The sequence below is a fragment of the Pseudorhodoferax aquiterrae genome (assembly GCF_014652235.1).
GTDB lineage: Bacteria > Pseudomonadota > Gammaproteobacteria > Burkholderiales > Burkholderiaceae_C > Pseudorhodoferax > Pseudorhodoferax aquiterrae.
This window is the reverse complement of sequence record NZ_BMYK01000036.1, coordinates 1-14,558: the sequence shown is the minus strand read 5'-3', so window position 1 is coordinate 14,558 and position 14,558 is coordinate 1. Positions and strand designations below refer to the sequence as shown.

Below are 14,558 nucleotides of genomic sequence, written 5' to 3'. Positions count from 1 at the left end.
GCGCGAATTCTACGGGGGCTCCCCCCGCTACCCGCTCCATCCCCTTGATGCAACAGTTGGCCCTCGACATCGGCCTGGCCTCCGGCCCCCTGCTCACGAACTTCTTCGCCGGGCCGAACCAGGCTGCGCTGGAGCATCTGCAGCTGTGGTCCGGCAGCCCCACGCGCTCGCCCGTGCCGACCTACCTGTGGGGGCCGGAGGGCTGCGGCAAGACGCATCTGCTGGAGGCCGTGCGCGCGGCGCTGCGCGACCAGGGTGGCAAGGTGGGCTGGCTCGACCCCAGCGTGGCGGAGCCGCCGGAATTCGACGAGGACTGGGCCGCCGTGCTGCTGGACGACGTGCAGCACTACTCGGCGGTGCAGCAGCACGCGGCCTTCAACTGGTTCGTCAACGCCCAGGGCCTGCAGCGCTGGGTGCTGGGCGCCGGGAGCCTGCCGCCGGCCGACCTGCCCTTGCGCGACGACCTGCGCTCGCGGCTCGGCTGGGGCCATGTGTTCCAGCTGCAGCTGCTGTCCGAGGCCGAGCGCCGCGCCGTGCTGCGCCAGCAGGCCGACGCGCGCGGCATCTTCCTGTCCGACGAGGTGATGGACTTCATGTTGCGGCGCTTCAGCCGCGACCTGGCCAGCCTGGTCCAACTGCTGGACCACCTGGACGGCTATGCGCTGCAGACCCAGCGCGCCATCACCATTCCGCTGATCAAGTCCATGCTGGAGCACACTTGAACCTGGCATTGTTCGATCTGGACCACACGCTGCTGCAGATCGATTCCGACCACGCCTGGGGCGTCCACACCACCCGCATCGGCTGGACCGACCCCGAGGCCTTCGCCCGGCGCAACGACGAGTTCTATGCGCACTACAAGGCCGGCACGCTGGACATCCACGACTACGTGCGCTTCGCCACCGATGCCGTGCGCGAGCGTGGTCCGCAGGCCGCCGCCGCCGCCCATGCCGACTTCATGCGCGAGATGGTGCTGCCGGCCCTGCTGCCGGTGGCACGCGCGCTCGTGGAGCAGCACCGCGCGCGCGGCGACACGCTGCTGCTGGTCACCGCCACCAACGAGTTCGTGACCCGGCCCATCGCCCAGGCGCTGGGCATCGATCACCTGATCGCCGTGGAGCTGGAGCGCGCGCCCTTGCCCGACGGCAGCGGCGACTGGATCACGGGCGCGATCCGCGGCGTGCCCTCGGCGCGCGAGGGCAAGGTCACGCGCATGCAGGCCTGGCTGGCCGAACGCGGCCTTGACTGGGACCGCGTGCACTGCACCTTCTACTCCGACTCCATCAACGATCTGCCGCTCCTGGAGAAGGTCCAGGTCCCGGTGGCCACCAACCCCGACGACCGCCTGCGGGCGATCGCGCAGGCGCGCGGCTGGCGCATCCTGGACCTGTTCGAAAAACTGCAATGATCAAGAAACTCATCGACAAGCTGCTGGGCAAGAGCGCATCCGCCCCCCGCGGCCGCCCCAAGTTCGGCAAGCGCCAGGAGATCCCGGCCGAGGTCCACAAGATCGACCCGAACCTCGTGGACGAGCGCGCCAACAACGTCGTCAGCCAGCTGCAGCAGGCCGGCTACGAGGCCTACATCGTGGGTGGTGCCGTGCGCGACCTTCTGGTAGGCCTCAAGCCCAAGGACTTCGACGTGGCCACCAACGCCACGCCCGAGCAGGTCAAGGCCTTGTTCCGCCGGGCCTTCATCATCGGCCGGCGCTTTCGCATCGTGCACGTGGTCTACGGCCGCGGGCGCGAGCATGAGGTGATCGAGGTCTCCACCTTCCGTGCCTACCTGGACAACAGCGCGGCCGAGCAGGTGGCCGGCAACGAGCGCACCAGCAAGACCGAGCTGGCCGGCATGCAGCATGCCGTGGACGCCACCGGCCGCGTGCTGCGCGACAACGTCTGGGGCCCGCAGGAGGAAGACGCGGCGCGGCGCGACTTCAGCATCAACGCGATGTACTACGACCCCAAGCGCCAGATCGTGGTGGACTACCACGACGGCTTGAAGGACGTGCAGAGCCGCCGCATCCGCATGATCGGCGACCCCGCCACGCGCTACCGCGAAGACCCGGTGCGCATCATCCGCGCCGTGCGTTTCGCGGCCAAGCTCGGCGCGCTGGGCTTCACGATCGACCCCAAGACGGCGGCGCCGCTGGTGCAGTCGCAGAAGCTGCTGGCCGAGGTGCCGCAGAGCCGCCTGTTCGACGAGATGCTCAAGCTGCTGCAGACCGGGCACTCCATCGCCACCATCGAGAAGCTCAAGGAATTGGGCATGGCGACCGGCATCTACCCGCTGCTGGACCTGGTGGTCGAGCGTGCCGACCAGCCCTTCGTGCGTGCCGCGCTGCAGGACACCGACCGCCGCGTCGGCGAGGGCAAGCCCGTGGCGCCCAGCTTCCTGTTGGCTTGCGTGCTGTGGGCCGACGTGCGCGACGGCTGGAAGCTGCGCATCGAGCACAAGCGCCAGCCGCCGTTCCCCGCACTGCAGGACGCGATCGAGGATGTGTTCAGCGCACGCATCGGCGACGTCTCGGGCCGCGGCAAGCTGGCCGGCGACATGCGCGAGACCTGGACCATGCAGCCGCGCTTCGACAAGCGCACCGGCAGCGCGCCCTGGAGCCTGGTTGAGCAGCCGCGCTTTCGCGCCGCGTTCGACTTCATGCGCCTGCGTGCCGACTGCGGCGAGGTCGACGAGGCGCTGGCCGAATGGTGGCAGGAGTTCAGCCAGGCCAGCGACGAGCGGCGGCAGGACCTGCTGGAGCAGGCCCGCGAGGAGTCGGGGCGGGCGCGTGTACGGGTGGTGAAGGGGGGCAGGCGCGAAGCCGAGGCGTCGGAAGCTGCGGAAGTGCCGCAAGGCGACGAGCTCGCCGTGGCGCCCAAAAAACGGCGTCGCCGCCGCAAGCCGGCCGGCGAACGCGCAGCGGCCGCACCCGCGCCGGACAGCGGCGCCTGAGCCGTGCCGGCCGTCACGGCCTTCGTCGGCCTGGGGGCGAACCTGGGCGCGGCGCGCGCAAGCGTGCTGGCTGCGCTGGAGCAACTCGCCGCCCTCCCTGCGACGCGGTTGGTGCGCGCCTCGTCCTTGTACCGTAGCGCGCCCATGGATGCCGGCGGGCCGGACTACATCAATGCCGTGGCCGAGTTGGCGACTGAACTGGCGCCGCTGGAGCTGCTGGACGCGTTGCAGGCCCTGGAAACGGCGGCCGGCCGCGAGCGGCCCTACCGCAACGCCCCGCGTACGCTGGACCTGGATTTGCTGCTGTATGGCAGCACCGAGATCGACTTGCCGCGCTTGCAACTGCCGCATCCCCGCATGACGGAGCGGGCGTTCGTGCTGGTGCCGCTGGCCGAGATCGCGCCCGAACGGGTGACCCGGGCGGACCTGCTGCGGGTCGCCGGACAGGCCGTGGCGCACATCGACTGATCCGCGGCGGGCCCCGACGCTTCGGTGCGGCATCGCACCACAACACTAAACTAATCGAGAATCTACGCTGGCTTCGCCATTTCATGAAGGATGCAATCGCATGCATGCAACCCGTGACCCGCACGCCGGGGGCGCTGTGGCCCCTGCGCAAGCTAGCCAGCCCGTGGTCAGACGCACCTTCGTCGCCCGGGCAAAGGGCTTCGTGCGGCACCGTACGCGGCTGGCGCTGGACCGCATCGATTTGGCGCTGCTGTCGATGGCGGCGCGCAGCCAGTTCATGGCCAAGGCTTATTACTTCTTCGCCAGCAGCGCGTTCGCGCGCGAACAGCAGGCGGTCGTTGCTGGGCGTCTACACCATGCGCGCCGGCAGGCCTCTGCAGGGGTGGCGGCTGTGGTCATGCGCCGCAACATCCACCGCATCGAGAAGGGCTTGTGCATGGTGCCGCAGCGGGAGGTGTTCGCGCTCGACTACATCGACGAGACACTGCGCGCCTTCGGCAACTTGCTCACGGCAGGCCAACTGGCCGACCAACCCTTGCTGCGCTACGCGCACGACGTACTCACCCGCTACTTCGGCGTGACGGTGTGGCCTGCGAATGCGCGCCAGCCTCGGGAGTTCGCGCGGCTCAGCACGCAAATGCCCGCGGACGCGCCGCTGCCCGTGCGCACCTTGGCCGTGCCTGCGCCCTACGAGCAACTCCCCGCCAGCGACGTTGGCTACGCGCAATTCCTCGCGCTGGTGCAGCGGCGGGCGTCGGTGCGCAGCTTCGAGTCGCGGCCGGTTGCGCGCCACCTGATTGACCAGGCGGTGGCGGCGGCCGCGCAGGCGCCTTCGGCCTGCAATCGCCACTCGTTGCGCTACGTCGCCGCGGCTGACGGTCCGATCAAGGAGCAGTTGGCCCGGCTGCCCATGGGGACCGCAGGCTACGCGGACGATATTCCTGTGCTGCTGGCCGTCGTCGGCGACCTGAGCGCCTACCCGCACGAGCGGGACCGCCACCTGATCTATGTCGATGCCAGCCTGGCGAACATGCAATTCATGCTGGCGCTGGAGACCATGGGGCTGGCTTCGTGCGCCATCAACTGGCCTGAGATGGAGCAGCGTGACGCAAGGATCGCGGAACTGCTCGGGCTCGCGGTCTTCGAGCGCGTGGTGATGCTGATCGCCGTCGGCTATCCACGCGCCTCGGGACTGGTGCCGCACTCGGAAAAGAAGAGCGTCCATGAAATGCTGAGCTGGAAGTGACGTGACCGAATCCTCGACGCGCCTGAATATCGAGATCCTGGGGATTTCTCCATACAACAAGGGCGCCGTCCTCATGCTGGAGGCCATCCGGCAGAAGTTTCGGGAGCAACTGCCGCAGGCACGCCTGGCGGTTCCATCGTCCTGGCCGTCCGACCAGCGGCTGGAGCTGGGCCTGTATTGCACCTACCCGCGCGAACGCAGCGGGCTGGACAAATCGCGGCTCATGGAACTGCTTCCGCGCGGTTTTCGGCGGAGCGTCGGCTTCATGTCGCCGAACGATGTCGACGTCGTGCTCGATGCCTCCGGCTTCGCCTACGGCGACTACTGGGGTCTGCAGAAGTTACAGCGGCGGCTGGGCCGGACCGCCGGGCAATGGAAGACGGAGCGCAAGACCCTGGTTTTGCTGCCGCAGGCGTTCGGCCCGTTCGAGAGCCCTGGCATCGCCGAGGCGCTTCGCGCCGCGCTGCGCAAGGCCGACCTGGTGTTCGCCAGAGATCTGTTGTCGCTGCAGCACGTGCAGGGCGTGTTGGCACAAATGCCGCATGACACAGTCCGCCTGAGTCCTGATTTCACTCCGCTGCTGAAGGCCGAGCTGCCGGCGCGCCTGGGGCACGTGCGCGGCGCGGTCCTGATCATCCCCAACGAAAAGATGGTCGCTGGCGAGCGGGCGCCGCTGCGCGACGACTACCTGGCCTTCCTGTGCTGCTGCGCGGAAAGCCTTGCCGGCATGGGCCGCAAGGTGATGGTGCTGGTGCACGAAGGTGCGCAGGACCGGCAGCTGGCACGCGAGCTGAACGCTTTGCTCCCGCGGCCCCTCGCAGTCATCGACGAGCCATCCCCGGTCGTCACAAAGGCTGTCATCGGAGCGGCGCATGCCGTCGTTTCTTCCCGGTTCCACGGTTTGGTCAGTGCCCTGTCGGCGGCGGTGCCTACGCTGGCCTGCGGCTGGACGCACAAGTACCAGGCCTTAATGACAGACTATGGTTGCCCCGAGCTCAACATCGACATGGCCGACCGCGCCAGCTGGACGGGCAAGCTGGCGCTGCTCGAGCGAGCCGCGCAGGACGACGCCGTGCGTAAGCAACTGCAGGCGGCGGTGGCGCGCCAGCGAAGTTTGGGCGAGGCAATGTGGGCCAGCGTGTTCGAACTGCTGCGCCGCAGGCACCCTGCGCAGACTGCCGCGGTACAGCCATGAGCGAGTCCTGCATATCGGTCGTCATCCCGGCCTACCAGGACGGACCGGCCGCACTGCTGACCGCCGAGGCCGTGCGGGCGCAACTCGGGGCGCAGGACGAGCTCCTGCTTGTCGACAACGGCTCGGATGCGGTGCACCGCGGTCCGGTCGAGGACTTCGCCCGGCAGCATGTGCACCAGAACGTACGCGTGCTGGTGTGCCTCGAGCGTGGCAGCTACGCGGCGCGCAATGCGGGCGCGGCACAGGCGCGCGGCGATATCCTGGCGTTCACCGACGCCGGGTGCGTGCCAGCAAGTGGGTGGGTCGATGCCATCCGTGCCCATTTTCATGGCCAGCCGCAGGCGCATGCGCGTATCACCGGTCCCATCGTGATGACGTACGAGCACAGCCCTCCGTCGATCGTCGAGCTGCTGGACGCACGGATGCACCTGAACCAAGACGTCTATGCCGGCCAGGGCTGGGCTGCCACCGCCAACATGGCCATGCGGCGCGATGCATTCGAGGCCATGAACGGCTTCGACCGGCGGTTGCAAAGCGGCGGGGATTACGAGTTCGGCATCCGCGCATTGGCGAACGGCTACGGCATCGCATGGAGCCCTGCCATGGTGGTCGAGCATCCTGCGCGCAGCACCTTGCGAGCACTGTTCCAGAAGCGGCGGCGCATCCGGGCGGGACTGCGGCAGATCGCGATGCTGCCGGAGTTCCCAGCGCTGGTGCGCCAGGCGCAGTTCGCCTGCCACAGCCTGCCGTCGCCGACGTTGAAGCGGGTCTACCCGCCAATGGGGGTGGTGCGTTGGCAACTGGCCCGGATCGCCGCAAGGCTGTTGCAGATGTACGAACGCCGCGTGCAGCAACGCAAGTGAGCAGGTGCCTCTCTATGCATGGCGGGTGCCGCGCGAGTGGCCGCGAAGGACAAGCGGGGCCGAACCGATGAAGGCCGCTCCTTCGGCGGAGATGGGCGACATCACCAAGCGCTCCATCCGGGGCGGCCTTGTCACCGTGGGCGCACGGATGGTCATCGTCTTCATCAACCTGGCCTCCACGGTGGTGCTGGCCCGGTTGCTGACGCCCGACGATTTCGGCGTCCTGGCCATGGTGCTGTCGGTCACCGCCTTCGTCGGCGTCTTCAGGGACTTCGGTCTGTCGACGGCCTCGGTGCAGCGAGGTGCGCAACTCGGCCCGGTGGAGGCGAGCAACCTGTTCTGGCTCAATGTCCTGGTTGGCCTGGCGCTGACGGCCATCGTCGCCGCTGCCGCGCCCGCCGTTGGCTGGCTGTTCGCTGCGCCGCAAGCCGTGCCTGTTACCCTTGCGCTTTCGCTGTCGTTCGCCTTGGCGGGGCTGGGTAATCAGCATGCGGCGACGTTGCAGCGGCTGATGCTTTTTCACCGCAGGGCGCTCGCTGATATCGTGGGGGCCGCACTCACGCTGGCCGTGACGGTGGTGCTGGCATTCCGCGGGGGCGCCTATTGGTCGCTGGTCTGGGGGGCGCTCGCGGGCACCGCCGCCACCAGCCTGCTGACCGTGGCCTTGTCGCCGCTCCGAGTTCAGCGGCCGCGGCGCGATCCGCACACGCGCGATCTGCTCCGGTTCGGCGGGCATGTGACCGCGTTCGAGTTGGTCAACTACTTCCACCGCAACCTGGACAATGTACTGATCGGGCGGTTCTGGGGGGCCGAGGCCCTGGGCCTCTACAGTCGGGCGTACCAGCTACTGATGTTCCCGATCACCAACCTGCGTGCGCCCATCAACGCGGTGGCCTTCTCGGCCATGGTTCATCTGAAAGACCGCCCGCAGGATTTCAGAGCCTACTACTGCAAGGTGAGCTTTCTTCTGGCGATGGTGTCAATGCCGCTGGTCGCTTTTTTGGCCGTCGCGGCCGAGGAGGTGATCGCACTGCTGCTGGGCTCCCGGTGGATGGAAGTCGTGCCGATCTTCCAGGTGCTGGCGGCAACTGCGTTCATCCAGCCGGTCGCGAGCTTGCGAGGCTTGGTCGCGTTGTCTGCAGGCCGGTCGGGTGACTATCTGAAGCTTGGCTTCATCAACGCCGTGGCGGTTTGCACCGCATTCGCTGTGGGTTTGCCTTGGGGGCCCCTGGGCGTGGCGACCGGCTATGGCATCGCCGTGTACGCACTGCTCTGGCCCACGCTGCGACTGACGTTCCGCGGCACGGGCATCTGCATGCAGGACTTTGGCCGATCTGTGGCGCAATCTGCTGCCGCCTCCGTGGGCGCTGGCGGCGCAGTGCTGCTGGCCAGCGGTCTGCTGCACCCATTCCAGCACCTCGCTGTGGTGGTGCTGGGCTTTAAGCTGCTGGTTTTTTTCCTGACGTGGCTGCTGTTCAACCTGTTGTGGCCGCAAGGCTTCTTCCGGCTGCGCAGCGGCTTCGCCGCACTGCGGCAGATGCGGCGTCGGTGATGGCGGCACCGTGTGTGCGTGGATGCAGGCCAGCGGCCAGCGGACCGAATCCGGTCCGTCTCTTGCTTCGCTCTATGCTGGCAGGCGTGCTGGGGAGCATCGCGAGGGTGACGCAGACGCGCCCCCTCGTCGGGGCGGGGGCAGCGTCCATCGGGCTCATCGGGTGTCATACACCCGAACGAGAATGGTTTCGCAATATTTATGAAGACACTCCAACAACGCGTTCGCAACCTATTCAGACGTGAACCGCCGCAGCAACCTGCGCCGGACCACGCCGAAGTTGAGGTATTCAGCTGGTCGCCAAGTTCTGGCCATCGGAATTTCGGCGACCATTTGGCGCGCGTCCTTGTCACGAAAATCCTGGCCGATCATGGTCACGTGATCGAGGAATCTGTGCCGGCACCGAGAAGGCTTCTGACCATCGGATCGGTTGTGCATTTCGGCCGCACCGGCGATGTGGTCTGGGGTTCGGGAGTCAACGGCAAGGCGACGGACGACACCCACCACCGGTATGCCGATCTCGACGTGAGGGCGGTTCGAGGCCCATTGACCCGCGAGTTCCTGATGCAGCGCGGTATTGATGTGCCTGAGATCTATGGTGACCCGGCGCTGCTTCTGCCGCATGTCTTTCCAGGACGGTTTCGTGCCGATCCCAGGAAAAGATATGCTGTAGTACCTAATCTCCACGACCTGAAAAAACTTCAGGAAGAGAAGGTGCAACACCTTGTATCGCCTTTGGACAGCTGGAACAACTGTGTTAAGCAAATTCTGCAGGCCGAATTGGTGATTTCAAGCTCCCTGCATGGGATTGTGATTGCCGAGGCGTATGGCATTCCTGCCCGCTACGTCCGTTATACCGAAACCGAGAAACCATTTAAGTACAACGATTACATGATGGGCACTGGTCGTGCGGAAATGGAGGCCGCAAAAAGTATTGAGGAGGCTTTGGAAATGGGCGGCATGGCAGGGCCGCGATTCGATCCCAAGCCGTTGCTGGATGCCTTCCCTATCGATATCTGGCGGGGGAGGGGAGAGGATGCGTGAGGCGAAGCGCCGGATTGCCTACATCCCATATATCGAGCCGAACAATGCGTATGTGAGTCGAATGCAGGACGTGTTGGCGCGATTTGGTTCCGTCGAGAAGATGGTCCCAATCAAGAAATTCCTGGGCCTGCTCCTGGCCGGAAAAATGCGGCGTTACGATGTTACCTTCTTCAACTGGACCGAGAACGATGCGCTGGAGGAAGGGTCAGGGAAGATAAACGCCCGCAAGGCTTTCCGCGTGTTTTTGAGAACAGTGTTTGCCCGGCTGGTTTCACGCAGGCTGGTCTTCGTGCGGCACAACATTTATCCGCACCTGATCCACCGAGGGCAGGAGAATGCCGCCAAAAGAATGATCGACCGATATGAGCGGATGTTTCATTCGGTGATCAGCCATTCCGGCGCCGAGCCCGCGCAGCGGTACCTCTATGTTCCCCACCCGCTGTACAGACGTGTGGCGTGCAGCGTATCGGCAGCGGCGGCCGCAGGGTGGGATCTCCCGCGCGAGTACTACGTGATGTTCGGAAGAATCGTCGCGTACAAGCAGATCCTGGAAATGGCGCGCGCGTTTCCGGACAACAAGAATCTGCTGATCATCGGCTTCGTAAAGGACGATGCCTATGGCGCCGAGATCGGAGCCGTCGATCGTCCCAACATCTTCTACCGGCCTGGGTATCTGGAAGAAGCCCAGGCACAGGCACTGATCCGCGCAAGCGATGGGATCGTGCTCGCACATGCAGGCGAGAGCACGGTCGTGAGCGGTTCGTTTTTCTATGCCATGTCGTTGCCCGTGCCTGTGCTGGCGGTTGAAACGCCTTTCCTTCGATGGATTGCCCCCAAGGTGGGTGACGACCTCCTGGTCCTGGCGCCGAACTTGGACGCATTGGCGCAGCGCATCGGCACCCACGCCCCACATGAACTACCTGCCGATGCGGGACGCCGCCTGAACGATGCGTTCGGTGATGAGGCGATCGCCCAAGCCCTGGCGCCGGTGTTCAGCCGCCCGTGACAGGCCTGGAAGGACATTGGACATGAAGCTGTGTGAGCGCGCGTGGTTGGGGGACGGCAGGGGTAGCCGCGGAGTGGCGGGTTTCGTGCTCGTGGTGCTGGCCACGCTCCTCGTCGTGCTGTCGGTCGAGGTGGTGCTGCAGGTGCGCCAATACCAGCGCACAGGGCAGGGGCTCATCGCGGTCATGAACGACACCACCCGGTACCGAATCGATGCGGATACCGGATTGAAACTCTTGAATCCGCGCGCTACGCGCCCGGCATTCCGGATCAACAGCCTGGGGTTCCGCAGTAATGCAGTGGCCCCTGGCCCAAGCGGCAAGGTGCGGATCGTGGTGGTGGGTGCGTCGACGGTGATGGGCGAACTGGCTGCGACGAACGAAAGCATGTTCAGTGCGCGGCTGGAAAGGAAACTCAACGAGGCTGCAGGCGGGAGCCGGTTCGAAGTGGTGAATGCCGGGATCGCCGGCTATCGCCTGGATAACCAGCAGACGCTGATCGACCGCGTGATCCGACCGCTGGCGCCCGACTGGATCGTCGTGCTGCCGGGTTTCAACGACGTATCCGACTTCTGCACCCGAGCGCGCTCCGACGCTCCCGTCCCACAGCGTGTTCCCGTCTTCAAGATGCCCGATTGGTGGTTGTCCTTCAATACGGTCCGGCGCCTCACGTCGTTCATGCGGCCGCCAGCCCCCAAATCGGCCGCTCCGGTGCAGGGGTTCGACGCCGCTGGATATCGCCAGCGGATGGACAGCCTGTTGCGCGTGGCGATGACCGCGGCGCCCCACGTGCTGGTAGCGACCAACGGGCGTGCGTTCGGCGCGGAGCAGGATGCAACCACCCAGGCGCGCCTTGCGCGGTCAGCCCTCAGTTTCGCCAACTGCCTGTCACCCACGGGGCTGATCGAACTCTATGACAGCCTGAACACGGTGATCGAACAGTCCGCCAAGGCGGCCGGAGTGCCATTGCTCGACTTGGCGCGCCGTGTGCCTCGGGGAGAGGCGTTCTTCGGTGACGCCACGCATTTCAGCCCCCGTGGAGAGGAATTGGTGAGCGGCTTGTTGTTCGAGGCGCTTGCGCAGGCAGGCCTGAAGGTGGAGCGCCCATGACATTCCAATCGGCGGGATTTTTCGTGTTCGCGCTCGTGGCGTGGTGTGCCTGTTTCTGGGCCGGCCCCCGGGTCGGTGCCCGCAAGAACATCCTGCTCGTGGCCAACTATTACTTCTACATGGCCTGGGATGTCCAGTTCGCGGCCATCCTGCTGCTGCTGACCCTGGTCAATTTCCGGGCCGGCACTGCGCTGGCGCGTTGCCGGCATTCAGGTGCGGGGCATCCCCGGCTGGTGCTGGCAGTGGCGGTAGGCATTTCGCTGCTGACACTGTGCTTCTTTAAGTACGCCGACTTCTTCGTGGAGGAGCTCGCCCACCTCCTGACGCAGTTCGGCCTGCCGGGTGAGCAGCAATTGCTCAGGGTGGTGCTGCCAATAGGTATTTCGTTTTATACCTTCCAGTCTCTGTCCTACGTGCTGGACGTCTACCGCGGCAAGATCGACGCCACGCATTCCCTCAGGGATTTCGCACTGTTCGTCTCGTTCTTTCCCACGGTTCTGTCCGGTCCCATCAGCCGCGCGGCCCAGCTGCTTCCTCAGATCGAGCGGGGCGGCAATATCACCGGGCCTGCGTGCGAAGATGGGCTTTTCCTTGTGGTGCGCGGTTTCGCCAAGAAAATCATCTTTGCCGATGCCTTGGCCTCGCAGATCGTCGATCCGGCATTCGCCAGCCCGCACGGCTATTCCACCTGGTTCCTAGTCATGGCGGTTTATGCATACGGGTTCCAGATTTACATGGACCTGTCTGGATACACCGACATTGCGCGTGGGGTTGCGAAGATATTCGGCTTCGAGCTGATGGAAAATTTCAACCGGCCGTACGCTGCGCGCTCCATCTCCGAATTTTGGCAGCGCTGGCATATTTCGATGTCCAGCTTCTTCCGTGACTACCTCTACTTCGCTGTCGGTGGATCCAAGTACGGCAACGTCTATTTAAACCTGCTCATTACCTTTGTGGCGATCGGAATATGGCATGGCGCGGGTTGGAATTTCGCACTGTACGGGCTCATTCACGGCCTTGTGGTGGGCTATGAGCGCTACCGGCGCAACAGCGGCGCAGTCGCCGGTTTCAGCCCGTTGGCCGTCGTCTGGAGCATCGTGCTCACCTTCAGCATCGTATCGTTCTCGCGCATCCTGTTCCGCGCCGACGGGCTTTCTTCGGCCGTCGAATTCGTCAGCGCCCTGTTCTCGGGCGGTGGCACCACGCCGGCCCTGCCAATGCAGGCGTGCGTGCTGCTCGTGTTGGCTGCACTGCTGCATGCTGTTCCTGATCGCTTGGAGGCTGGTCTGCGGCGTTCCGTGCTGGCTTGGCCGCGCCTACTTAAGGTTGGAGCACTTGTTGGATGCTTCTACCTGTTACTCGCGATCCAGAGCGGCTCCGGGGGCTTCATCTACTTCAATTTCTGAGTTTGCTCAGAACACTCCGTTTTCAGTCGAAGGCCGCTCGGTTTTCAAGCGGAGGGGCCATCAGCGCTGCCATGGGTGCTCGCATCGATGGCCTAAATCGGACGAAATCGAGCCGTAGTGTGGCAATGATCAGGCGCAGGTTACGTCCAGCGCCGCATATCACACAGTGATACGCGCCGCCAAGATAATCCTTGAACGGATTGTGTCCCTGTTGCGGGTCCATTTCATGTGCCCGATAGCCGCCTCAATAGCGATGCGCCGTCTGATCATGGCGTCGAGCATTGTGGTGATGCCGTGGCATTGTCTGGCAAGCGAGATGCGCACGCCTTCGATCACACTGCGGCAGCCCTTGTCCTCGATGGCCGTCCGTCCTGACAGGCTTGTCCATATCGGTGGGGATGCGGCCTCGTTCCCGCGCCTCATTTTTGCATCGCTGCCCATGACCCCTTTAAATTCACCGAACTTTGCGGGGGGCAGTTCACGTCTACCGGACGCGCCTTCAGACAGTCGTGCACCTGGTTCCGCCCACATCGCTGGATGGCGCGGAACCTGCATGCCCGCTGATGCGAAGCGACGTTAGCATTGCTGAACCACAAGGGGGAATGATGAGCAACAAGGTGTATGGGCTAGAGGGTATGCGAGGCTATCTGGCCCTGTGGGTATGGGTGACGCATGTCACAACCATGGCCACCCTTGCGTTCCAAAAGCACAGTGGCTGGGGCTGGGTGCTTGCAAACGGGGATACCGCAGTTGGCGTCTTCATCGTAATTAGCGGATTTGTTATAGCCCTGAATCTCGAGCAGTCACGTGATAACTATTATCAATATTTGACAAGGCGCGCTTTCCGACTGTTTCCCGTTTACTTGGTCTGTCTGGCGGTGTCGGTCCTGATTCTGGACTGGTCCATTCAGGTATTGCAGACTATGCCGTGGGATTCACTGCGAACGGAGGGGCGGTTGCGGTATTTGCTTGAAAGTAAAAAGAACTTTCTACTACACCTTGTCTTGCATATATTTTTGCTCCATGGATTGGTCCCGGAAAGTATTTTGAACTCTACGTCTTATGCATTTGTGGGGCAGGCGTGGAGCTTGACGCTCGAGTGGCAGTTCTACATTGTCGCGCCTTTGTTGCTTTTCCTTGCAAAACGATTCAAAATCGGCATTGCAGTTGTGGTGGTTGGACTCGGGGTTCTTTTGTTTCTTACGCGCTATGGGATGCAGGGCTCATTTTTGCTGAGCAACCTTTATCTTTTTTTTATCGGCTATGTTAGTTGCTGTGTATATCGAGAAGTCGCTCATGGCCGCATGTCGAGGCGCCAGGCAATGCTAATTTTTGGATGCATCGCGCTTATGACGATAAGTCGCTGGCGCCAGGGTTTGGGTGCATTGGCTTGGTGTGTGACCTTCTCAGTTCTGCATTTTATGGGTGGGCCTGTCCATAGGTTTTTCAAATGGTTTCTAACCAATCCACTTTCTGAATGGTTGGGTCGACTGTCATATGCATTTTATTGTGTGCATATGATAGTGATTTTCATGGTTGCAAAATTCCTTATCGAAGTCGTGCAAGTCGACTCCAGGCCTCTCTATGTATTTTTGTTGATTTGTTGCTCGCTTCCGGTTTCATTGATAATTTCTGAGTTGCTGAATAGATATGTTGAGCAGCCGATGATAAGTGCGCATTCCACTGATCGCGGGCACCCATTCCAGACGATGGCGGGCAGC

At 63.8% G+C, this 14,558-nt stretch carries 14 protein-coding genes; 13 read left to right on the top strand and 1 reads right to left on the bottom strand.

Going from position 1 to position 14,558, the window contains the following annotated elements; genetic code table 11:
* Window positions 1-47: 47 nt before the first annotated feature.
* From hda to IE209_RS30005, 12 genes are all read left to right on the top strand, one after another.
* Entirely contained in the window at window positions 48-722 is a 675-nt protein-coding gene (gene hda / locus IE209_RS30060; protein WP_189690572.1) for a DnaA regulatory inactivator Hda, read from the top strand.
* On the top strand, window positions 719-1,408 hold the full coding sequence (locus IE209_RS30055) for a histidinol-phosphatase (RefSeq protein WP_189690571.1): 690 nt from the start codon (window positions 719-721) through the stop codon (window positions 1,406-1,408). The genes hda and IE209_RS30055 overlap by 4 nt, the downstream gene beginning before the upstream one ends.
* Window positions 1,405-2,949: a polynucleotide adenylyltransferase PcnB gene (gene pcnB / locus IE209_RS30050; protein ID WP_189690570.1), complete on the top strand. Its 1,545-nt coding sequence runs from the start codon at window positions 1,405-1,407 to the stop codon at window positions 2,947-2,949. The genes IE209_RS30055 and pcnB overlap by 4 nt, the downstream gene beginning before the upstream one ends.
* Window positions 2,950-2,952: 3 nt before the next feature.
* Complete coding sequence (folK, locus tag IE209_RS30045; RefSeq protein ID WP_189690569.1) at window positions 2,953-3,417, top strand: 2-amino-4-hydroxy-6-hydroxymethyldihydropteridine diphosphokinase; 465 nt, start codon at window positions 2,953-2,955, stop codon at window positions 3,415-3,417.
* A 163-nt stretch (window positions 3,418-3,580) separates the two neighbouring features.
* A complete protein-coding gene (locus IE209_RS30040; RefSeq protein WP_189690568.1) occupies window positions 3,581-4,663 on the top strand; it encodes a nitroreductase family protein in 1,083 nt (360 codons plus the stop codon).
* A 1-nt stretch (window position 4,664) separates the two neighbouring features.
* Window positions 4,665-5,858 (top strand): polysaccharide pyruvyl transferase family protein, encoded by a 1,194-nt coding sequence (locus IE209_RS30035; RefSeq protein WP_189690567.1) that lies wholly within the window; start codon window positions 4,665-4,667, stop codon window positions 5,856-5,858.
* Window positions 5,855-6,721, top strand: coding sequence for a glycosyltransferase family 2 protein (locus IE209_RS30030; protein WP_189690566.1), 867 nt, complete (start codon window positions 5,855-5,857; stop codon window positions 6,719-6,721). The genes IE209_RS30035 and IE209_RS30030 overlap by 4 nt, the downstream gene beginning before the upstream one ends.
* A 91-nt stretch (window positions 6,722-6,812) precedes the next feature.
* On the top strand, window positions 6,813-8,273 hold the full coding sequence (locus IE209_RS30025) for a lipopolysaccharide biosynthesis protein (RefSeq protein ID WP_189690565.1): 1,461 nt from the start codon (window positions 6,813-6,815) through the stop codon (window positions 8,271-8,273).
* Window positions 8,274-8,474: 201 nt separating this feature from the next.
* Window positions 8,475-9,317 carry a polysaccharide pyruvyl transferase family protein gene (locus IE209_RS30020; RefSeq protein ID WP_189690564.1) on the top strand — a complete coding sequence of 281 codons (843 nt, stop codon included), beginning with the start codon at window positions 8,475-8,477 and terminating at the stop codon, window positions 9,315-9,317.
* Window positions 9,310-10,323, top strand: a complete 1,014-nt coding sequence (locus IE209_RS30015) for a glycosyltransferase family protein (protein WP_189690563.1) — start codon at window positions 9,310-9,312, stop codon at window positions 10,321-10,323. The genes IE209_RS30020 and IE209_RS30015 overlap by 8 nt, the downstream gene beginning before the upstream one ends.
* Before the next feature lie 22 nt (window positions 10,324-10,345).
* Window positions 10,346-11,431 (top strand): SGNH/GDSL hydrolase family protein, encoded by a 1,086-nt coding sequence (locus IE209_RS30010; protein WP_189690562.1) that lies wholly within the window; start codon window positions 10,346-10,348, stop codon window positions 11,429-11,431.
* Window positions 11,428-12,837, top strand: a complete 1,410-nt coding sequence (locus IE209_RS30005) for an MBOAT family O-acyltransferase (RefSeq protein WP_189690561.1) — start codon at window positions 11,428-11,430, stop codon at window positions 12,835-12,837. The genes IE209_RS30010 and IE209_RS30005 overlap by 4 nt, the downstream gene beginning before the upstream one ends.
* A gap of 159 nt (window positions 12,838-12,996) precedes the next feature.
* Here IE209_RS30005 and IE209_RS30000 read toward each other — a convergent pair whose 3' ends face one another.
* Window positions 12,997-13,392, bottom strand: a complete 396-nt coding sequence (locus IE209_RS30000; RefSeq protein ID WP_189690560.1) for a hypothetical protein — start codon at window positions 13,390-13,392, stop codon at window positions 12,997-12,999.
* 50 nt (window positions 13,393-13,442) lie between these two features.
* On the opposite strand from IE209_RS30000, the gene IE209_RS29995 reads away from it, so the two are divergent.
* Window positions 13,443-14,558 (top strand): acyltransferase family protein (locus IE209_RS29995; RefSeq protein WP_189690559.1); only part of this gene is annotated, 1,116 nt, incomplete at its 3' end.

Excerpts from the sequence above, each read along its gene's own strand:
- IE209_RS30025 (WP_189690565.1), top strand. The coding sequence starts at position 6,813 with ATGGGCGACATCACCAAGCGCTCCATCCGGGGCGGCCTTGTCACCGTG.
- pcnB (WP_189690570.1), top strand. The coding sequence starts at position 1,405 with ATGATCAAGAAACTCATCGACAAGCTGCTGGGCAAGAGCGCATCCGCC.
- IE209_RS30005 (WP_189690561.1), top strand. The coding sequence starts at position 11,428 with ATGACATTCCAATCGGCGGGATTTTTCGTGTTCGCGCTCGTGGCGTGG.
- IE209_RS30020 (WP_189690564.1), top strand. The coding sequence starts at position 8,475 with ATGAAGACACTCCAACAACGCGTTCGCAACCTATTCAGACGTGAACCG.
- IE209_RS30010 (WP_189690562.1), top strand. The coding sequence starts at position 10,346 with ATGAAGCTGTGTGAGCGCGCGTGGTTGGGGGACGGCAGGGGTAGCCGC.
- hda (WP_189690572.1), top strand. The coding sequence starts at position 48 with ATGCAACAGTTGGCCCTCGACATCGGCCTGGCCTCCGGCCCCCTGCTC.
- IE209_RS30015 (WP_189690563.1), top strand. The coding sequence starts at position 9,310 with ATGCGTGAGGCGAAGCGCCGGATTGCCTACATCCCATATATCGAGCCG.
- IE209_RS30030 (WP_189690566.1), top strand. The coding sequence starts at position 5,855 with ATGAGCGAGTCCTGCATATCGGTCGTCATCCCGGCCTACCAGGACGGA.
- IE209_RS30000 (WP_189690560.1), bottom strand. The coding sequence starts at position 13,392 with ATGCAGGTTCCGCGCCATCCAGCGATGTGGGCGGAACCAGGTGCACGA.